Raw genomic sequence first — 18,283 nt, 5'->3', positions numbered from 1 at the left:
TGCCAATGACAGATACCCCGACAGTTCTCGCCCCGGAAGAACAAGTCGAAGGCCTGCCGCCGGGCTTCGGCGAAGGGCTTGCCGGTAAGGCGGCCTTCCTGATTGCCGTCGCCTTCTCCGTCTTCCAGATCTACATCGCCGCCTATGGCAGCCTGCCCAGCCAGGTGGTGCGCGCCATGCATGTCGGCTTCCTGCTGCTGCTCGGCTTCGGCCTGATCGCCAATCTGCGCGCCACCGGCATGGCGGCGAAGGCCGCCTTCTGGACGCTTGGCGTGCTCGGTTTCGCCACCGGCCTCTACAACTGGATCTTCTACGCCGACCTCATCCGCCGCTCCGGCTTCCTCACCACGCCGGACCTGATCGTCGGCACGCTGCTGGTGGTGCTCGTCTTCGAGGCGGCTCGACGGCTGATGGGCCTGCCGCTCGCGGTCATTGCCTTCCTCTTCCTCGCCTATTGTTTCGTCGGCAATCACCTGCCGCCGCCCTTTATCCATCGCGGCTACGATTTCGCGCAATTGGTCGACACCTTCGCCTTTGGCACCGAAGGTATATACGGCACGCCAGTCTATGTTTCGGCGGCTTACATCTTCATCTTCGTCGTTTTCGCCGCCTTTCTCGAACGCGCCGGCATGATCGCGCTGTTCAACGATTTCGCGCTTGGCCTGGTTGGTTCCTGGCGCGGCGGCCCGGCCCAGGTCTGCGTGCTCTCCTCGGCGCTGATGGGCACGATTTCCGGTTCCGGCGTCGCCAATGTGGTGGCCAGCGGCCAGTTCACCATCCCGCTGATGAAACGCTTCGGGTTCCGCTCGGCCTTCGCCGGCGCCGTCGAGGCGACCTCGTCCATGGGCGGCCAGATCATGCCGCCGGTGATGGGCGCGGTAGCTTTCATCATGGCCGAGACGCTGAACATTCCCTATGCCGAGGTGGTGAAGGCGGCGATCATTCCGGCGCTGCTCTATTTCGGCGCCTGTTTCTGGCAGGTGCATCTGGAGGCCGGCAAGGCCGGCCTGCACGGCATGGCCAAGGCGGAGCTTCCCGATCCCTGGGAGGCGGTGCGGCAGCACTGGCCGCTGGTGCTGCCGCTCGCCGTGCTCGTCTATCTCCTGTTCGCCGGCTACACGCCGATCTTCGCCGGCACCATGGGCCTGGCGCTGACCATCGTGCTGATCCTCGGCACGCCGCTGGCGGCGCTGATCGGGCCGTTCGCGTTCCGCGTCGTCTTCTGGCTGGCGCTTGGGCTTGCCGCCGCGTCCTTCATGCGGTTCGGCGTCAACATCTTGAGCCTCGTCATCGCGGCGCTCGTCGTCGCCTGCTTCGCCTTCAAGGGCGGGCGCGAGACGCTGCGCATCTGTGTCGACTCGCTCGCCGAAGGCGCCAAGAACGCGCTGCCGGTCGGCATCGCCTGCGCCATCGTCGGCATCGTCATCGGCACGCTGACGCTCACCGGCATCGCCTCGACCTTCATCGGCTGGATCATCTCCATCGGCGAGAACAACCTGTTCCTGTCGCTGGTGCTGACCATGCTCACCTGCCTTGTGCTCGGCATGGGCATCCCGACGATCCCCAACTACATCATCACCTCTTCGCTCGCCGGCCCGGCGCTTTTGTCGCTCGGCGTGCCGCTCATCGTCAGCCACATGTTCGTCTTCTATTTCGGCATCATGGCCGACCTCACGCCGCCGGTGGCGCTTGCCGCCTTCGCCGCGGCGCCGATGGCGAAGGAAAGCGGCCTCAAGATCGGCATCCAGGCAACCAAGCTCGCCATCGCCGGCTTCGTCGTGCCGTTCATGGCCGTCTATACACCAGCCCTGATGCTGCAGGACGCGGGCCCGATCGCCGCCTCGTTCGGCTACCCCGTCGAGGTCGCCTACATCGTCGTCAAGGCCTGCATGGGCATCGTGCTCTGGGGCGCGGCCGCGGTCGGCTTCCTCGCCCGCCGCATGGCCTGGTGGGAACGCATCGTCGCTTTCGTTGCCGGCGTGCTCCTGGTCGCGGCACTGCCGCTTACCGACGAGGCCGGCTGGGTGCTGGCGCTGGTCTGGATCGGCTGGCATTGCTGGCGCGCGCGCCAGGCGTCCACCAGAGCATGATCCCGAAAAGTGGAATCCGGTTTTCGGAGAAGATCATGCTCAACCAAATGAAAAGCCCCATATGAGCCTGTGCATTCTCGCCGCCGGCAAGACGGTGACGCTCGCCGTTGCCGCCTTCACTTTGTCCTGGACGCATTCGGTGGAGCGCACGCGCTGGCGGGAAGACTGGAAAGTGCTGCCCGTCGGGCTGCAGGTCGTCGAGGCGCGGGTCAAGGGCTCCGGCGCCGGCATGGACCCGCCCGAGGGCTCGGTGCTGCGCAACGGCTGGTGGGTCTATGCGCCGCGGATCGGACCTCAGCCACGCCTGGTGCTCGCGGCATCCGGCGCCACCGGGGAAGGCTGGACGCTATGCACGGCCAAAGGCTGTCGCGAGCTGGGCAAGGCAGCGGGAGAGACGACGGTGCTCGAATCCTGCGACGGCACGAGCCAGCCGCGATAGCGCACGATCAGTCCGGCGAGCGGGTGCGAGATGTCGACATGGAAGCGGAAGCGGCCATCCTCGACGGTCTCGTAGGATGTCGAGCGCGGGCAAAGCCACATCGGCAAAGGCAGGCCAAGAAAGCTCCAGCGGCGCAGCACGAGCGACAGCCGGTTCTCCTCGGCCACTAGCGCCATGGCGAAGGTCAGCGGGCCGAAGCGCTCGGCAAGCAGACGTTGCGAGCGGCCGCGCCCGGCAAACTGCCGGCTCGAAAAGCTGTGCGCGCCGAAGGTTCGCGTCCAGGTCTCGCCTTGCCCGCCGGTAACGAACCTCACCTTGACGGGGACATCGGCTGCGCCGGGTGGGAAGCCGGCCACGCGCGCGGCAAGCCGGCTAAGGATGCCGCTGCCGCGTTCGACGCTGGCGCGTCCATCCGCCATTGCCGCTCCCTCATGCATGGCGCGGATTGCGGCGGGAAGGCCTTCCAGGCATCGCCGAGCAGATCCGGATAGAGTGCCTTCCCCTTGTCGGTGTCGTCCCTGAAGCCGATGTAGATCGTCTTGCCGGCAAAGAGCGCTTCATAGTCCTCCAGCTCGACGTCGCGCACAGCCGCGCGGGCGCCCGGCAAAGGCGTGCGGCCATCGAGCGCCTTGCCGACCAAGGCTGCGACCGCCATCGACGGGATCAGCGGCCCGTCATCGCCTTCGGCCAGGAGATGCCAGGATCGTTTGATCGGCCCGCCCGCCTCGTCCGCCCCTTCGACCTCGACGAACATGCCGCCGCGATGCTCGCCCCAGGCGAGCCGGTTGGTCGCCCAGTGCATCAGCGGCGCCAGCGGCGACAGCGTTGGGATCGGGCCGGCGCGAACCAGCCAGGCCAGGCCGATCAGGGCGCGGTGCAGCACTTCCGGCACCGGCCCCGCGCCCATCCAGACCGTTTTTGCCTCGGGCCACAGCGCCGCCAGCGCGCGCAGGTCCGGCACGTCGACTAGCGAGAACAGCGTCTTTTTGAGCGGCAAGCGACCGGGCGGCGCGATCGTGTAACGCATCTGTTCCGTGAACGGGCGGCCTTCGGCCGGCCGCCCGCCGCGAACCAATTGCACCGGCTGCCCGGCATAGCTGGCGATGGCGCGGATGACGTTCTCGCCGACGCCCGCGAAAGGCGATGGCGCGATGCCGCCGCGGATGCTCTCGACGCGCGCCATCTCGGATGAGAGCCGGCGCACCACCGCCGCCGTCAGCACCGGGAAGCTCGACACGCCGGACAGCACGAAAACGCCTGCTTCCCTGGCGGCGGCGTCGAAGCTTGCCACGCCGGCGACGAAGTCCGAGCCGTCGGCGAGGTCGAGATAGTTGATGCGCTCGGCCATGCAGGCCTCGATCAGCCGGTAGCGTCCCTCGCCATAGGCCTGGAACGGGCCGCTTGCGTCGACGAGGATGTCGGGCGCGAGCGCGGCCAATTGTGTGGCAAGATCGCCGTCGCGATCGAAGAGCGCCGGCACCAGCCTGGCCCTCGCGCGATCCCTGCCCTCGCAATACGCCTTGGCCTTCCCCGGCGAGCGGCCGGCGACGATCAGGGTGAGGCGCGGCTCGGTCTCCAGCAACTGCACGATGCGGCCGCCGAAGGTTCCGTAGCCGCCGACGATCAGAAGCCTCATCCCACCCCCCAATGCCTTCCACAGCGTGACGCGCTTCAGATCTTTGTTTGATGACCCAAAGCCGCTGCGCAGTTTTGGGCGACATTCACTAGAGCGGTTCACCGTTTCACGGAAACGCCGAACCGCTCTATCTCTTTGCTTTTACGCAATTCCAGACGGAAAACCGCTAAACACTTTTCCTGGAATTGCTCTAGCCGATCAGCCGTTGCCGCAATTCGGCGGACGGGATTTCGCAGCTGTCCTTCCTGCCGAACAGCGCGTAGCGGTTCTTGGCGACGCGGTCGTAGAGCCAGTCGCGCAGCGGCCGCGGCAGGACGAGCAGCAGCCTTGCGGCGCGCCACGGCCAGCCGAGCGCGGCCATGACGGCGATGAAACTGTCGAGCTTCGTGAAGGCCGCGCCGTCGATGATGGCGAGATTGGTTTCGTAATTGTCGGTTGCCAGGCCGTATTTGCGGAACAACGCCTCGCCGAACGGCGATTGCGCCGTGGCGAAGCGGAAGCGTTTTTCCCGGTCGAGCTTGAGGATGAGCTGGACAAAGCCCGAGCAGAACACGCAGACGCCGTCGAAGACGATCAGCGGCTGGCTTGCGCCGAAGAACTCGGATCGAGGCGGACGGTTCGGGTCGGGCAGGTCGGTCATGTCGGCCCCGGCTGCTTGTGCCTCAAAACACTAAGCCAGCCGGCGGCGGCGTCAAAGTCGCGGCGTTGTCGCACGCCTGCCGTCGGCGACGGCGGGGCGCTCGTCACGGTAGGTCGTGGCGCGGGTGTCGGCGGCCGGCTTGCAGATCCGGCTGTTGTGGCGGCTGTCGAGCATGGTGTTCAGTGCGTGCCGATGCCGAACGAGTTGCCGCGGCGGGCGCAGGCCGGACCCGGGCCGCGCATGTAGTAGCGCTCCGGCCGATAGGTCGGCGCGACGAATTCGCGAATGGCGGCGGCATAGCCGGCGATGTGGTTCCAGAAGTTCATTTTACCTGTCCCTGTCCCGTTTTCGGATGTCCCTTCCGAATTGTCCGAGAGCATAGCGTCGAGGCGTGAATAGTCGGTGAACGCGATGTTAATTTCTGGTCCGAAACCCGTTGCATCGTGGCCGGAATGCGGCTGATTCGCGGTCTTTCGATGCCCCTTGTCGTGATTTCGGGCCGTGTGACTTTTGCATCACATATGTTTCGTCTCGATGTCGCTTGGACGCGCTTCTGTTTCACGTTCGGCCGGCGCGGAAATTTCATTGCGCGTCCGGAAAAGGTCAGGAACCGGCCCGGAAGGGACACGTTGATTCCTTCAAGCCCGCGGCTCCGACGAAGGCGGCCGCGCCGCCGATTGAATTCCCCAACCCGGAACAAGCATGGAAGGCAACAGCCATGGGTTTCTTTTCGAAAGACATCAAGACGCTGGACGACCTCTTCATCCATATGCTGCGCGACATCTATTATGCCGAGAAAAAGATCGAGCGGACGCTGCCGAAGATGATCGGCGAGGCGACCGATCCGCAGCTGAAGGCCGGCTTCGAAAAGCACCTCGAGCAGACCAAGGGCCATATCGATCGCGTCGAGCAGGTGTTCGAGCTCAATGGCGTCAAGGCCAAGGCCGTCAGCTGCCCCGCCATCGACGGCATCCTCGAGGAAGCCGACGAGGTGAGCGGCGATATCGACGACCGCGAGGTTCTCGATGCCGCGCTGATCGCATCCGCGCAGGCGGTCGAGCATTACGAGATGACGCGCTACGGCACGCTGATCGCCTGGGCCAAGCAGCTCGGCCGCAGCGACTGCGCCAATGTTCTGGCCAAGAACCTCAAGGAAGAGCAGGCGACCGACCGCAAGCTTACCGAGATGGCGGAAAGCAGGATCAACCTGCTGGCGGCGTGATAGATCCGGCACCATGTGTGACCGGCCTGCCGGCTCCGCCGGAACCCAGGCGAGCCCCTATCCGTTGCGGTCGGAGCGATACGACGAAAGTGTAGCAGCGTTGCGTTCGCGATTGCGTCAGAACGAAAGCGGTCGGCATTCAACGGCTAACGCGCTTCGGATCGCATCGCGCAGGAGATCACCATGGCACCGCGCCCCGCCTGGAAGGGTTATCTGAAACTGTCGCTGGTCACTTGCGCCATCGAGCTGACCAACGTCGTCACCCACGCCGAGAAGGTTTCCTTCCGCATCCTCAACCGCAAGACCGGCAACACCGTCAAACGCATCTATGTCGATGCCGAAACCGGCAAGCCATTGGAGGAAGGCGATGAAATCAAGGGCTATGAGGTCAGCGACGGCGACTTCGTCCATGTCGAGGAGGACGAGATCGAGGCGGTTGAGATCGAGTCCTCGCACACGCTGGGCCTCGACGGCTTCGTCGAGAAATCCTCGATCCAGCAGATCTATCTCGACACGCCTTATTACGTCTCGCCGGCGGACGAGGTGTCACAAGAGGCTTTCGCCGTCATCCGCGATGCGATGGCGGCGAAGAAGATGGCCGGCCTCGCACGCATCGTGCTCTACAACCGAGAGCGCCCCGTGGTGATCGAGCCGCTCGGCAAGGGCATGGTGATGACGACGCTGCGCTACGACGACACCGTGCGCCGGCCAAGCACGGTCTTCGACGAGATCAAGGCAGCCAAGACCGATGACGAGATGATCGACCTCGCGGAGCACATCATCGACAGCAAGAAGACGAAGTTCGACGCCTCGAAATTCGACGACCGCTATGAGGACGCGCTGCTCGAGCTGATCCGCGCCAAGAAGGCCGGCAAGAAGGCGCCCAAGGCCAAGGCGCCGCCGAAGCCGTCCAACGTCGTCAACCTGTTCGACGCGCTGAAGAAGAGCCTGAGCGCGGAAGGCGGCGGTAAAGCCGGCAAATCGTCATCGAAAGCGCCGGGGCGGACGAAAGCCAAGGCCGCCGCGCCCGGTCACAATCGGCATAGAAGTCACCGTCAACACAGAAGCCGCAAATCCGCATAGGAGCAGGATGCCATGGCCGGCCTCGAGCAATATCATGCCAAGCGCGATTTCCGCAAAACCGCCGAGCCGGCCGGCAAGGTGCCTCGGCGAAAGAAAAGCGAGGCGGGCGGCATCTACGTCATCCAGAAGCACGCCGCTACCCGCCTCCACTACGATTTTCGGCTGGAACACGAAGGCGTGCTGTGGAGCTGGGCGGTGACACGCGGCCCAAGCCTCGATCCGCATGAAAAGCGGCTGGCCGTGCATGTCGAGGACCACCCGATCGACTACGCGTCCTTCGAGGGAACCATCCCGAAGGGCGAGTATGGCGGCGGCTCGGTCATCGTCTGGGACGACGGCCGATGGATTCCGGACGGCGACCCGGCCGAAGGCATGAAGAAAGGCCATATCGATTTCGAGCTCGAGGGCTACAAGCTGCACGGGCGCTGGCATCTGGTCAGGCTGAAACCCCGTCCCGGCGAAAAGCGCGACAACTGGCTGCTGATCAAGTCCGACGATGCCGCCGCCCGTCCCGGCGAGGACATCCTCAAGGACCAGCCGCAATCGGTGAAGTCCGGCCTGACCGTCGAGGAGGTCGGCGAAGGCAAGGCGGCCAGGGGCGCGAAGCCGAAGGTCTGGCACTCCAACAAACCGGCCGCTCGCAAGGCTAAGGCCGGGCACGCCAAGCGCCTGGAGTTCATCGAGCCGCAGTTGGCGACACTGGAAAAGAATGCGCCCTCAGGCGACGATTGGCTGCATGAAGTAAAATTCGACGGCTACCGCATGCAGGCGCAGATCGCCGGCAGCGAGGTCAGGCTGCTGACGCGCGCCGGCCTCGACTGGACGGAAAAATTCGACGGTCCGGTCACCGCGGCGCTTGCCGGCTTGAAATGCCGCGACGCCGTCATCGACGGCGAGGTCGTCGTGCTGGCCGACAGCGGCATATCGTCCTTTCCGCTGCTGCAGGCTGACCTTTCGGCCCGCCGCACCGGCCGCTTCATTTACTACGTCTTCGATCTGATGCGGCTCGACGGCGAGGATTTGCGCCGCGAGCCGCTGGTCGAGCGCAAGCAGGCTTTGGCCGAACTGCTCGGCGAGCAGCCGGAGAACTCGGCGCTGCGCTTCAGCGACCATTTTTCCGAGCCCGGCAAGATCATCCTGCAGCATGTCTGCCGCATGGGCCTCGAAGGCGTGGTCTCGAAACGCGCCGACGCCCCGTACCGCAGCGGGCGTGGCCTCACCTGGATCAAGTCGAAATGCACGCTGCGCCAGGAATTCGTCATCGGCGGCTATCTGCCCTCGGACAAGACCGGGCGCGGCCTGCGCTCGCTCTTGGTCGGTTATTTCGAGGGCGGCAAGCTCAATTATGCCGGCCGTGTCGGCACCGGCTTTTCCGGCAAGGTGATGACGGATCTGAAGAAGAAGCTCGACGGCCTGAAGGCGAAGGACTCGCCGTTCTCGGCGGCCGTGCCGAAGGGCAAGGGCCTCACCTGGGTCAAGCCCGAGCTGGTCGGCGAAGTGGAGTTTCGCAGCTGGACATCCGACCGTATAATCCGCCACGCCTCGTTCCAGGGATTGCGCGAGGACAAGCCGGCGGAGGAAGTCGTGCAGGAGAAGCCGAAACACGCCGACGGCAAAGCCGGAAGCGAAACAAAGTCGAGCAGCGGCAAGGTAGCAACCAAGGCGTCGGCCGGAACCGCGATGACCTCGATAAAACTCTCGCATCCCGACAAGCTTTTGTGGCCCGACGAAAAGGTGTCCAAGCAGGATCTGCTCGACCACTACGCCCTGGTCTGGCCGCGCATGGAACAATTCGTCGTCAACCGGCCGCTGAGCCTGGTGCGGGCGCCCGACGGCATCCATGGTCAGCGCTTCTTCCAGAAACATGCCTCGCCCGGCATGAGCGACAAGATCGCCAGGATGAAGGATCCGACCGACGGCGAGGAGATCCTGTTCATCAAGGACTTCGACGGGCTTGCGGCACTCGTCCAGTACGGCGTTGTCGAGGCCCATATCTGGGGCTCCACCATCGACCAACTGGAAAAGCCCGACCAGATCATCTTCGACCTCGACCCTGACGAAGGCGTCGATGTGAAGGCTGTGCGCAAGGCGGCGCTCGACATCCATAAGCAGCTCGACGAGCTGTCGCTGCCGAACCTGGTCAAGACCTCCGGCGGCAAGGGCTATCACGTGCTGGTGCCGCTTAAAGCGTCGGCGGACTGGGACGAGGTCAAGGATTTTGCTCATGACTTCGCCCGCGCCCTGGAGCAGGCATCGCCCGACCGCTACACGGCGACGCTGTCGAAGAAGGCGCGCACGGGCAAGATCTTCGTCGACTATCTGCGCAACGGTCGCGGCTCGACCACGGTGGCGCCCTACTCGTCGCGCGCCAAGAAGGGCGCGACGGTATCGATGCCGGTGACATGGCCGGAGCTTGAAAAGGGTCTTGCGCCCAACGCCTTCCCGCTCGGCGACGACACGACGTTGAGTGAGCTGAAGAAGGCCGATCCGTGGAAGGATTTCTTCAAGCTGGGGAAGGTGTTGAAGCGGGGGTAATTTTCAATGCCGAGGGACAGCGCCCCCCTCTGTCCTGCCGGACATCTCCCCCTCAAGGGGGAGATTGGCAGCTTCGGCGCAGGCGACTCTCCTGCAACATTGGCTATTGGCGAAGAGCGGCGTGACAGCTGATCTCCCCCTTGAGGGGGAGATGCCCGGCAGGGCAGAGGGGGGCGCCTCACGCCGACATTGCGTGGTTATCATTGCGGCGCAGCCCTACGCCAGAAACACCCTCTCGAACGCCTGCTTGCCCTTCGGCGAGAACACCACGGCGCGGCTGTCCTTTTCGCGCCGCGCCCATTTCTCGGCGATGATCTTGTCGAGGATGGCGGCGCCCAGCGTGCCGGCCAAGTGCGATCGCCGCACGCTCCAGTCGAGGCAGGCGCGGCACACCGGGCGGCGCGCCTTGGCATGGATCTCGATGCCGAGCGCGGAAAAATGCGAGACGCCGGATGGTGAGAGCCTGATCTCGTTTTCTTCGCGCAGCAGCAGCTTTCTGTCGACCAGGCGGTCGAGCATCGCCACCGCCTGCTCGCCGGCGAGATGATCGTAGCAAACGCGGGCCACGCGCATCGCAGCATCGCGCGGTCCCGGCCGCACCCGCTTCGGGCCGACCGCCTCGGCGACGCCGATGATCGCCTCGATCATGCCCGCCACCTGCGGGCCGGCGAGGCCGTAATAGCGGTGCCGGCCCTGGCTCGCGAGCGTCAGCAGCCCGCCATCCATCAGCTTCGACAGATGCGAGGAAGCGGTGGGGAGCGACACGCCGGCTTCCAGCGCCAGTTCCGATGCGGTCAGCGCCGTGCCGCCCATCAGCGCGTTGAGCATGTTGGCGCGGGCCGGATCGCCGACCAGGCCGGCGATGCGGGCGATGTCCGGTCCTTCACGCATGGTTCGATCTCCATCGAAGCATTCCCGCAACGAAAGCACTATTCTCGGGTCAGCTCAAGCAGTGCGGCAAACGCTCCTGACACGAGAATGCCTAGCACACCGAGTGAAGCGATGTTTCGACCGCGGTCGAACCATCGTCGCCAATAGCCAACCGACGAGGAGACCGAGAATGACCATCACCTGCTTCATCCGCTACGAGATCGACCCGTTCGGCAAGGCTGCCTTCGAGCAATATGCGCGCGCCTGGGGCCAGGCCATTCCGCGCTGCGGCGCCGACCTAATCGGCTATTTCGCGCCGCATGAGGGTTCGGCGACCACGGCTTACGCCGCCTACAACATCGAGAACCTCGCCGCCTACGAAGCCTATCGCGCCCGGCTTGCCGCCGACCCCGCCGGCAAGGCAAACTACGAGTTCGCGCGGCGCGAGAAATTCATCCTCAAGGAGGATCGCGTCTTCGGGACCGCATGGCCCACGACAGGTCTTTCAAACTGACGTCACTGTCAGGGAAGGGATAGAGGCATGATCGCTGTCATCTTCGAGGTGGAGCCGGCCGAGGGAAAACGCGATGCCTATCTCGGCATCGCCGCGGAGCTCAGGCCCCTGCTCGAGAGCATCGACGGCTTCATCTCGGTCGAGCGTTTCCAGAGCCTGACCGACCCGAAGCGCGTGCTCTCGCTGTCGTTCTGGCGCGACGAGGAAGCGGTGAAGTTCTGGCGCAACACGGAGGAGCATCGCCAGGCGCAAAAGGCGGGACGCGGCGGAATTTTTGCCGGCTATCGTCTGCGCATCGCCCATGTCGTGCGCGACTATGGGCTCAACGAAAGGGCTGAGGCGCCACAGGACAGCCGGGCGGTGAACGGGTGAGTGAAATCGCCGAGCTCGGCGCTGCCCCTCACCCTTACCCTCTCCCCGTGAAAAACGGGGAGAGGGGATCGCCAGCGCTGGAGCTTATCCCTTCTCCCCGTTTTTCACGGGGAGAAGGTGCCGGCAGGCGGATGAGGGGCAGCGCGAACCTTCCCAGTTACGCATTCCCGATCAGCACGCCCGCCGCAAACACCAGCGCGCCGCCCAGCACCACCTGGAAGGCGGCGCGCCAGAAAGGCGTCTGCATGTAGCGGTTCTGGATGAAGGCGATCGCCCACAGCTCGAAGAACACCACGATCGCGGCGACGATCGTTGCCGTCCAGAAATAGGGGATGAGGTAGGGCAGCGCGTGGCCGAGCCCGCCCAGCGTCGTCATGATGCCGACCGTCAGACCGCGCTTCACCGGCGAGCCGCGTCCCGACAGCTTGCCGTCGTCGGAGGCCACTTCGGTGAAACCCATCGAGATGCCGGCGCCGATAGAGGCGGCGAGGCCGACGAGGAAGGTCTGGAACGTCTGGTGTGTGGCAAACGCCGCGGCGAAGATCGGCGCCAGCGTCGACACCGAGCCGTCCATCAGCCCGGCCAGCCCCGGCTGCACATAGGTGAGGATGAACTGGCGCTGCTCGGCGCTCGCTTCCTCCACCTTCACCGCGCCCGGCACGTGCTCCTGCTCCAGTTCATGCGCGGAATTCTCATGGCCGAGCTCGGCCGAGGCCAGTTCGTCGAGCAGTTTTCGGGTCGAAGCATCGGTGGTGCGCTTGGCCGCCTCGACATAGAAGCGGTAGGCCTGCCGCTCCATGTCCTCGGCCTGGCGGCGCACATGCTCGATGCCGAGTGGCCGCACCAGCCAGTCCGGCTTGCGCTCGTAATAGCCCTTCACATGCTCGCGCCGGATCAGCGGGATGCGCTCGCCGAAGCGCTTGCGGTGGAGCTCGATGAGGGAATCGCGATGGCCGTCTTCCTCCTCGGCGATCGCCTCGAACACCTTGGCCGATTGCGGAAAATCTTGCGCCAGCCCGTCGGCATAGGCGCGGTAGATGCGTCCATCGTCCTCTTCGGAAGAGATCGCCAGCGCCAGGATCTCCTGCTCCGACAGCGAATCGAAGGAGCGGCGGCCGAAGCCGAAAACACGGGAAAGCATGAGGAAATCACCCTAGTTTAGAATAGTTCTAAACTAGGGACTCGTAAGGCGAGGGTCAATCACGGACGTCGTCGGGCGCACGGAATTCGTCGGTCCGGCGACGCACCCTTCATTATTGCCGAATGTTCACCTATATGAAGCGCATCAGCCCAAATCCAAGGAAACAAGGCATGACGGAAAAGAAGCCCCCGCATTCGTTCGACGTGAAGCCCGTTCTCGATCTCATCGCCGGCATCGAGGCCGACCTGCAGCGCCTCAAGGGCCTGGTCGAGCAGCAGGCCGAGAAATTCGATCCGGCCAATCCGCACAACAAGACGCCGGACGGCAAGCTGACCGGTGAGGGCGTCGAGTGCTGCTACCGCATGTTCGACGAGGGCAAGTCGCGCTATACGGTCGCCCAGCAGATGAAGATCTCCTTCGCCGCCGCCACCCACCGCTTCAACAGCTGGCGCAAGCTGGGCGGCAAGAAGAGGGCAAGGACGTTGTTGGGGTGAGCGGCTGCCGAGAGACGGCCAGAGGGTCGTCTCACCGTGGCGTACTTCAGGAAGGGCGTCGGCGCTAAAGCTGCCAATCTCCCCCGCAAGGGGGGAGATTACGCGCTTCGCCGTCTGTCGCATCCCAAACATTGTCTCCATCACATTTTTTCGTTGGCGCGCCGGCATAATTTCCGGGCAGCATAGGTTCACCGTTTTTCCGCGAGACCACACCCATGACCACTCTCCCCGGCATCTCCGACATCCACGCCGCCGCCGCGCGGCTTTCCGGCCTGGTCGTGGAAACGCCGCTGATCGAATCGCCGGAGCTCAACAAGCGCCATGGCGGCCGCATCCTGTTCAAGCCGGAGACGCTGCAGCGCACCGGTTCCTTCAAGATCCGCGGCGCCTACAACAAATTGTCGTCGCTGAGCGAAGAGGAGCGCAGCCGCGGCGTCGTTGCCTTTTCTTCCGGAAATCACGCGCAAGGCGTTGCCGCTTCGGCCGCCATGTTCGGCGTCAGGGCGGTCATCGCCATGCCTGTCGACGCGCCGGCGCTTAAAGTGGGCAATGTCCGCAAGATGGGCGCCGAGGTGGTGCCGTTCGACCGCTTCAAGGACGACCGCATGACCGTCGTTCGTCCCTATATCGAGAAGGGCATGGTGCTGGTGCCGCCCTTCGACGATCCGGCCATCATTGCCGGCCAGGGCACCATCGGGCTGGAGCTGATGAGGCAAGCGAAGGCATTGGGCGTCAGCCTCGATGCTGTCGTCGTGCCCTGCGGCGGCGGCGGTCTGTCGAGCGGCATTTCCGTCGCTGTCAAGGATGCTTCGCCGGGCACCGCAGTCTGGGCGGTCGAGCCGGAACATTTCGACGACACGCGCCGCTCGCTCGCCAAGGGCGAAAGGGTCCCGAACGAGCCCGGCCACACCTCGATCTGCGATGCGCTGCTTACCGCCGAACCCGGCGCCATCACCTTCGAGATCAACCGCAAAAATCTCGCCGGCGCCATCGCGGTCTCCGACAGGGCCGCCGCGCAAGCGATGCGCGACGCCATGGCCCATCTGAAGCTGGTGGTCGAGCCCGGCGGCTGTGTCGCGCTCGCGGCGCTGTCATCCGGCGAGATCGACCTCGCCGGCAAATGCGTGGCGGTGGTGCTTTCCGGCGGCAATGTCGATTTCGGCACTTATGCGCAGATCATGGCCACGGCCTAAGAGGTGCAGCGGCCCCACGCTGGAAGTGCCGCGCTTGAGCACCCCCTCTGTCCTGCCGGACATCTCCCCCGCAAGGGGGGAGATCAGCTGTCGCCGCCGCTTTCGCCAATCTCCAACGTCACAGGAGAAGCGGAGCGCCGGAGCTGCCAATCTCCCCCTTGCGGGGCAGATGCCCGGTAGGGCAGAGGGGGTGCTGTCCCGCCGGCCTTAGGCTTTTGTGTGCAAGAAGTCTTCGGTGACTTCAATCCAGCGTCCGCCTGAACCGCACCAGCGCCACGCCGGCAAACAACGCCACGAACACCACCAGCCAGCCGATCTCGGTCGCCACCGCCGGCAGCTCGGCGCCCTTCAGCATGACGGCGCGGGTGATGCGCAGGAAATGCGTCAGCGGAAAAATCTCGCCGAAGATCTGCGCCCAGCCCGGCATGCCGCGATAGGGGAACATGAAGCCCGACAGCATGATCGAGGGCAGGAAGAAGAAGAAGGTGAGCTGCAGCGCCTGCATCTGCGTGCGTGCGATCGTCGAGATCGTGTAGCCGAGCAGCACCAGCGCCAACACGAACACCAGCACCGCCGACAACAAGAGCGACAGCGAGCCCATGAAAGGTATCGAAAACAGAAGCTTCGCCGCCGCCAGCACCACCACCACCTGCACCGCGCCGACGACCAGATAGGGCAGCACCTTGCCCAGCATGATCTCAAGCGGACTGGAGGGCATAGCGAGCAGATTTTCCATCGTGCCGCGCTCGGTCTCGCGAGTCAGCGCGATCGAAGTCATCATCACCATCGTCATCTGCAGGATGACGCCGAGCAGGCCGGGAACGATGTTGTATTGCGAGATGCCTTCCGGGTTGTAGCGGCGGTGCACCACGACATCGAGCTGGCCGCGCGCCGCCTCCTTGGCCGCTTCCTGCATGCCCTGCGCTCTCAGCAGCGCCTGGCCGGCAACGGTGCTCAGCGTCGAGATGGCGCCGCTGGCCACCGCCGGGTCGGTGGCGTCGGCCTCGATCAGGATCTGCGGGTTGTCGCCGCGCTCCACCCGCCGCGCGAAATCGGCTGGGATGGTGACGACGAAGGCGACGTCGCCGCGCGCCATCAGGAACTCGGCTTCGGCAGCGCTTTGCGCCACATGGTCGAAACGGTAGTAGCCGGTCGTCTGCAGCGCCGAGACCATCGCCCGCGTATAGGGATCGCTGCTGGTCGCGACCAGCGCGGCCGGCAGGCTCTTCGGATCGTTGTTGATGGCATAGCCGAACAGCACCAGCTGGATCAGCGGCACGCCGAGCATCATGGCGAAGGTGATGCGGTCGCGCCGCATCTGGATGAACTCCTTGATCAGCAGCGCGCCGAGTCTCGCGAAGGAGAAGACCGCTCTCAAGCCATCTTTCATGCCATGTTGTCCTTCGAGCCGGACATGAACTGGATGAAGACGTCTTCCAGGCTGGTCTCGCCCGGCGTCACCGTCACGCCCTTGTGTTCCTTCTCGACATCGGCAAGCGCCTTTTCCAGCGCCGCCTTGTCGGAGCCGACGACATGCAGCGTCGCGCCGAACGGCGCCACCTGATCGACGCCGGGGCGGCCCTGCAGCGCCTCGGCGACCTGGTCGAGACGCGGTCCCTGCAGCACGAAGGTGGTCAGGCCGGCATTCCTCACCACCTCGTCCACCGTGCCGGTGGCGAGCATCTTGCCGTAGGAGATGTAGCTGATGCGGTGGCAGCGCTCGGCTTCGTCCATGTAGTGGGTGGAGACGAGCACCGTCAGTCCGCCGCTCGCCAGCCTGTGGATCTCGTCCCAGAACTCGCGCCGCGCTTTCGGGTCGACGCCCGCCGTCGGCTCGTCGAGCAGCAGCAGTTTCGGCTGGTGCATAATGCAGGCGGCCAGAGCCAGCCGCTGCTTCCAGCCGCCGGAAAGCGTTCCGGCCAGCTGGTTTCGGCGCGTCGCCAGGCCGAGATCCTGCAGCGTGCGCGACACATAGTGCTCGACCGGCCTCAGCCGGTACAGCCGCGCCACGAATTCGAGATTTTCGCCGATCGTCAGATCCTCGTAGAACGAGAACTTCTGCGTCATGTAGCCGACTTCGCGCTTGATCCTCAGCGCATCGGTAAGGATGTCGAACCCCAGCACCGTGCCCTCGCCCTCGTCCGGCGTCAAAAGCCCGCACATGATGCGGATGGTCGTCGTCTTGCCCGAGCCGTTCGGCCCGAGGAAGCCGACTATCTCGCCCTCGGCGACCGTCATCGTCACATGGTCGACGACGGTCTTGTCGCCAAAGCGCTTGACCAGTCCGCGGACGTCGATGACGCTCATTTTCCGAGGTCCGCCCCGAGGTCCGCCAAGTCGACATCGACGATCTGGCCGGGCTGCAGCGGGCCGGCACCGCCCTCCGGCCGCGCCTCGACCAGAAACACCAGCTTCTGCCGGTTCTCCAGCGAGTAGATCACCGGCGGGGTGAATTCCGGATCGGGCGACACATAGCTGACGCGCGCCTTCACATCCGGCCCGCAGCCGTCGCAACGGACGCTGAGCAATGTGCCGACCTTGACCGAGGAGAAGGCGGCCTCCGGCACATAGACGCTGAGCTTCACGGCGCCGTCCGGCAGCATCGAGAGCACCGGCGCGGTCGGTCCGGCGGTGTCGCCCGGATTGCGGATGACATCGTTGACGCGGCCGGGGGAAGGTGCCGTCAGCACGCGCTTCGACAGGCGCCACTCGGCCTGTCCCAGTTCCGATTGCGCCTGCTTGACCTGGTTCTCGGCCGCCTTGATCGTCTCGGCCCGCGCCGGCAGGCCGCCGACGGCGAGGTTGGCCTCCGCCTGGCCGACCTGCGCGTTGGCCGTCTCCAGCGAAGCCGAAGCGGTGTCGTAGTCGGCCTGCGTGCCGGTGCCGCGCTTGTAGAGGTCGCTGGCGCGGTCATATTTGCGCTTGGCGTCGGCGGCCTGCGCCTTCGCCATGTCGACCTCGGCCTTGAGCACCGCTATCTCTTCCGGGCGCTTGCCGACCTGCAGATCGGCGAGCTGGGCCTTAGCCTGTGCGAGTGCTGCCTCAGCCTGCACTACGGCGATCTTGGCGTCGGCGCTTTCCAGCGTCACCACCGGAGCACCCGGCTCGACGCGGTCGCCGCGCGTGACGGCGACCGTCTCGACCTGCGCCACCTCGATCGGCGCGAGCAGCACGTATTCGCCCTCGACATAGCCGACGGCGAGCGGCGCCGCCGGCGCGCAGGCGCCGAACAATTGCGCCGCAAGCGGCAGGGAGCAGAGAAAACTCATGATTTGCCCTTCCTGCCGGCGGCCGGCACACGCGCCGCCAGCATTGCCCTGAGGTTGTCGGTCGCGACCGCCACGACCTTGGCGGCCTCTTTGTCGCCGATCTCGCGCCAGCCCATCCTGCGCATCACCGCCTCGCGCCCGATCCGGAAATAAATGACCTGGCCGATAACGGTGAACACGGTGAGCTTGGTATTCTCGCTCTCTGCCGGCTCGCCGGTCGCCTGTTCCCAGATCTGGCAAAGCCGGCGATGCGTCGGCTCGAAAACGCCGGCATAGATGCGGTCGAGAGCCGCCGTCGGGTGCGACAGCTCGCGGAGTACGAATTGTACGATCTCGCCGGCCTGGGGGCTTGCCACGACAAAGCCGACCATCCGCTCCAGCGCGGCAAAGAGTTGCGCCCGTGCGGCTTCCGGGTTTGAGGCCGCGGCCGCTTGGGGCGCACCGAGCGCCTGGCCAGCGATCCCCTGGATGGTCTCGACGATGAAGTCGGCGGCGGCGGCGCGTAAACCTTCCTTGCCGCCGAAATGATAGGCGATGGAGCCGATATTGGCCTTGGCCTCGGCCGCGATCTCGCGCGTCGAGGTGCCGTCGAAGCCCTGCCGTCCGAACAGCTTGAGCGCGGCATGGACAAGCGCCGCGCGCGTTTGATCGGCGGGAGAGGCCTCGCGTTGTGGCCTTTTGACGTTCGTTTGCTTGCCCATGACATTAGTTTAATCAATCGATTGATTAAAGTCAAATTGAATCCCGACTCGGCTTGCCATCTCCGTCCGCGCGGGCTTTAGTGC

The 18,283-nt window shown here is 65.0% G+C and carries 18 protein-coding genes and 1 pseudogene; 9 read left to right on the top strand and 10 right to left on the bottom strand.

All coding sequences use genetic code 11. The features are described from left to right. Window positions 1-5: 5 nt before the first annotated feature. Window positions 6-2,090, top strand: a complete 2,085-nt coding sequence (locus EJ071_RS04315; protein WP_126096966.1) for a TRAP transporter permease — start codon at window positions 6-8, stop codon at window positions 2,088-2,090. Window positions 2,091-2,151: 61 nt separating this feature from the next. After that, complete coding sequence (locus EJ071_RS04310; RefSeq protein WP_126096965.1) at window positions 2,152-2,529, top strand: DUF1850 domain-containing protein; 378 nt, start codon at window positions 2,152-2,154, stop codon at window positions 2,527-2,529. Between the two features lie 44 nt (window positions 2,530-2,573). Here the strand turns inward: EJ071_RS04310 and EJ071_RS39155 are convergent. The 4 genes and pseudogenes from EJ071_RS39155 to EJ071_RS04295 form a co-directional block, all read right to left on the bottom strand. Then, window positions 2,574-2,948 (bottom strand): annotated as a pseudogene (locus EJ071_RS39155) (DUF4166 domain-containing protein); the annotation flags it as partial. Next, window positions 2,840-4,165, bottom strand: a complete 1,326-nt coding sequence (locus tag EJ071_RS04305; RefSeq protein ID WP_245460167.1) for a saccharopine dehydrogenase NADP-binding domain-containing protein — start codon at window positions 4,163-4,165, stop codon at window positions 2,840-2,842. The pseudogene EJ071_RS39155 and the gene EJ071_RS04305, both read right to left, overlap by 109 nt. A 190-nt stretch (window positions 4,166-4,355) precedes the next feature. Next, entirely contained in the window at window positions 4,356-4,805 is a 450-nt protein-coding gene (locus tag EJ071_RS04300; RefSeq protein WP_126096964.1) for a DCC1-like thiol-disulfide oxidoreductase family protein, read from the bottom strand. A 179-nt stretch (window positions 4,806-4,984) separates the two neighbouring features. Further along, window positions 4,985-5,131 (bottom strand): hypothetical protein, encoded by a 147-nt coding sequence (locus tag EJ071_RS04295; protein WP_126096963.1) that lies wholly within the window; start codon window positions 5,129-5,131, stop codon window positions 4,985-4,987. A 392-nt stretch (window positions 5,132-5,523) separates the two neighbouring features. On the opposite strand from EJ071_RS04295, the gene EJ071_RS04290 reads away from it, so the two are divergent. From EJ071_RS04290 to ligD, 3 genes are all read left to right on the top strand, one after another. Beyond that, window positions 5,524-6,027 carry a ferritin-like domain-containing protein gene (locus EJ071_RS04290; RefSeq protein ID WP_126096962.1) on the top strand — a complete coding sequence of 168 codons (504 nt, stop codon included), beginning with the start codon at window positions 5,524-5,526 and terminating at the stop codon, window positions 6,025-6,027. A 183-nt stretch (window positions 6,028-6,210) separates the two neighbouring features. Next, window positions 6,211-7,110 (top strand): Ku protein, encoded by a 900-nt coding sequence (locus EJ071_RS04285; protein WP_126096961.1) that lies wholly within the window; start codon window positions 6,211-6,213, stop codon window positions 7,108-7,110. Window positions 7,111-7,122: 12 nt separating this feature from the next. Beyond that, complete coding sequence (gene ligD, locus EJ071_RS04280; protein WP_126096960.1) at window positions 7,123-9,645, top strand: DNA ligase D; 2,523 nt, start codon at window positions 7,123-7,125, stop codon at window positions 9,643-9,645. 216 nt (window positions 9,646-9,861) lie between these two features. Here ligD and EJ071_RS04270 read toward each other — a convergent pair whose 3' ends face one another. Further along, window positions 9,862-10,536: a winged helix-turn-helix domain-containing protein gene (locus tag EJ071_RS04270; RefSeq protein ID WP_126096959.1), complete on the bottom strand. Its 675-nt coding sequence runs from the start codon at window positions 10,534-10,536 to the stop codon at window positions 9,862-9,864. Between the two features lie 169 nt (window positions 10,537-10,705). On the opposite strand from EJ071_RS04270, the gene EJ071_RS04265 reads away from it, so the two are divergent. Further along, window positions 10,706-11,029, top strand: coding sequence for an NIPSNAP family protein (locus EJ071_RS04265; RefSeq protein ID WP_126096958.1), 324 nt, complete (start codon window positions 10,706-10,708; stop codon window positions 11,027-11,029). Between the two features lie 27 nt (window positions 11,030-11,056). Next, window positions 11,057-11,401, top strand: a complete 345-nt coding sequence (locus EJ071_RS04260) for an antibiotic biosynthesis monooxygenase (RefSeq protein WP_126096957.1) — start codon at window positions 11,057-11,059, stop codon at window positions 11,399-11,401. Between the two features lie 157 nt (window positions 11,402-11,558). Here the strand turns inward: EJ071_RS04260 and mbfA are convergent, their stop codons facing one another. Beyond that, on the bottom strand, window positions 11,559-12,542 hold the full coding sequence (mbfA, locus tag EJ071_RS04255; protein ID WP_126096956.1) for an iron exporter MbfA: 984 nt from the start codon (window positions 12,540-12,542) through the stop codon (window positions 11,559-11,561). Window positions 12,543-12,712: 170 nt separating this feature from the next. Here mbfA and EJ071_RS04250 point away from each other — a divergent pair, with 170 nt between their 5' ends. Together EJ071_RS04250 and EJ071_RS04245 are read left to right on the top strand one after the other, a co-directional pair. Beyond that, complete coding sequence (locus tag EJ071_RS04250) at window positions 12,713-13,036, top strand: hypothetical protein (protein ID WP_126096955.1); 324 nt, start codon at window positions 12,713-12,715, stop codon at window positions 13,034-13,036. 215 nt (window positions 13,037-13,251) lie between these two features. Beyond that, window positions 13,252-14,229, top strand: a complete 978-nt coding sequence (locus EJ071_RS04245) for a threonine/serine dehydratase (RefSeq protein WP_126096954.1) — start codon at window positions 13,252-13,254, stop codon at window positions 14,227-14,229. 241 nt (window positions 14,230-14,470) lie between these two features. Here EJ071_RS04245 and EJ071_RS04235 read toward each other — a convergent pair whose 3' ends face one another. From EJ071_RS04235 to EJ071_RS04220, 4 genes are read right to left on the bottom strand one after another with little or no spacing between them, the layout of a single operon-like run. Continuing rightward, window positions 14,471-15,607, bottom strand: coding sequence for an ABC transporter permease (locus tag EJ071_RS04235; protein WP_126102478.1), 1,137 nt, complete (start codon window positions 15,605-15,607; stop codon window positions 14,471-14,473). 8 nt (window positions 15,608-15,615) lie between these two features. Then, window positions 15,616-16,536, bottom strand: coding sequence for an ABC transporter ATP-binding protein (locus EJ071_RS04230; RefSeq protein WP_126096953.1), 921 nt, complete (start codon window positions 16,534-16,536; stop codon window positions 15,616-15,618). Continuing rightward, window positions 16,533-17,498 carry an HlyD family efflux transporter periplasmic adaptor subunit gene (locus tag EJ071_RS04225; protein WP_126096952.1) on the bottom strand — a complete coding sequence of 322 codons (966 nt, stop codon included), beginning with the start codon at window positions 17,496-17,498 and terminating at the stop codon, window positions 16,533-16,535. Before EJ071_RS04225 ends, EJ071_RS04230 begins: the two co-directional genes overlap by 4 nt. Beyond that, window positions 17,495-18,199: a DUF1956 domain-containing protein gene (locus EJ071_RS04220; RefSeq protein WP_126096951.1), complete on the bottom strand. Its 705-nt coding sequence runs from the start codon at window positions 18,197-18,199 to the stop codon at window positions 17,495-17,497. Before EJ071_RS04220 ends, EJ071_RS04225 begins: the two co-directional genes overlap by 4 nt. Window positions 18,200-18,283: the final 84 nt, after the last annotated feature.

Origin of the sequence: Mesorhizobium sp. M1B.F.Ca.ET.045.04.1.1 (assembly GCF_003952465.1) — a bacterium.
Taxonomy (GTDB): domain Bacteria; phylum Pseudomonadota; class Alphaproteobacteria; order Rhizobiales; family Rhizobiaceae; genus Mesorhizobium; species Mesorhizobium shonense.
Note: the sequence above shows the minus strand (reverse complement) of the source record. Positions and strands in the feature narration are given on the sequence as shown.

Excerpts from the sequence above, each read along its gene's own strand:
- EJ071_RS04315 (WP_126096966.1), top strand. The coding sequence starts at position 6 with ATGACAGATACCCCGACAGTTCTCGCCCCGGAAGAACAAGTCGAAGGC.
- EJ071_RS04310 (WP_126096965.1), top strand. The coding sequence starts at position 2,152 with ATGAGCCTGTGCATTCTCGCCGCCGGCAAGACGGTGACGCTCGCCGTT.
- EJ071_RS04305 (WP_245460167.1), bottom strand. The coding sequence starts at position 4,165 with ATGAGGCTTCTGATCGTCGGCGGCTACGGAACCTTCGGCGGCCGCATC.
- EJ071_RS04300 (WP_126096964.1), bottom strand. The coding sequence starts at position 4,805 with ATGACCGACCTGCCCGACCCGAACCGTCCGCCTCGATCCGAGTTCTTC.
- EJ071_RS04295 (WP_126096963.1), bottom strand. The coding sequence starts at position 5,131 with ATGAACTTCTGGAACCACATCGCCGGCTATGCCGCCGCCATTCGCGAA.
- EJ071_RS04290 (WP_126096962.1), top strand. The coding sequence starts at position 5,524 with ATGGGTTTCTTTTCGAAAGACATCAAGACGCTGGACGACCTCTTCATC.
- EJ071_RS04285 (WP_126096961.1), top strand. The coding sequence starts at position 6,211 with ATGGCACCGCGCCCCGCCTGGAAGGGTTATCTGAAACTGTCGCTGGTC.
- ligD (WP_126096960.1), top strand. The coding sequence starts at position 7,123 with ATGGCCGGCCTCGAGCAATATCATGCCAAGCGCGATTTCCGCAAAACC.
- EJ071_RS04270 (WP_126096959.1), bottom strand. The coding sequence starts at position 10,536 with ATGCGTGAAGGACCGGACATCGCCCGCATCGCCGGCCTGGTCGGCGAT.
- EJ071_RS04265 (WP_126096958.1), top strand. The coding sequence starts at position 10,706 with ATGACCATCACCTGCTTCATCCGCTACGAGATCGACCCGTTCGGCAAG.
- EJ071_RS04260 (WP_126096957.1), top strand. The coding sequence starts at position 11,057 with ATGATCGCTGTCATCTTCGAGGTGGAGCCGGCCGAGGGAAAACGCGAT.
- mbfA (WP_126096956.1), bottom strand. The coding sequence starts at position 12,542 with ATGCTTTCCCGTGTTTTCGGCTTCGGCCGCCGCTCCTTCGATTCGCTG.
- EJ071_RS04250 (WP_126096955.1), top strand. The coding sequence starts at position 12,713 with ATGACGGAAAAGAAGCCCCCGCATTCGTTCGACGTGAAGCCCGTTCTC.
- EJ071_RS04245 (WP_126096954.1), top strand. The coding sequence starts at position 13,252 with ATGACCACTCTCCCCGGCATCTCCGACATCCACGCCGCCGCCGCGCGG.
- EJ071_RS04230 (WP_126096953.1), bottom strand. The coding sequence starts at position 16,536 with ATGAGCGTCATCGACGTCCGCGGACTGGTCAAGCGCTTTGGCGACAAG.
- EJ071_RS04225 (WP_126096952.1), bottom strand. The coding sequence starts at position 17,498 with ATGAGTTTTCTCTGCTCCCTGCCGCTTGCGGCGCAATTGTTCGGCGCC.
- EJ071_RS04220 (WP_126096951.1), bottom strand. The coding sequence starts at position 18,199 with ATGGGCAAGCAAACGAACGTCAAAAGGCCACAACGCGAGGCCTCTCCC.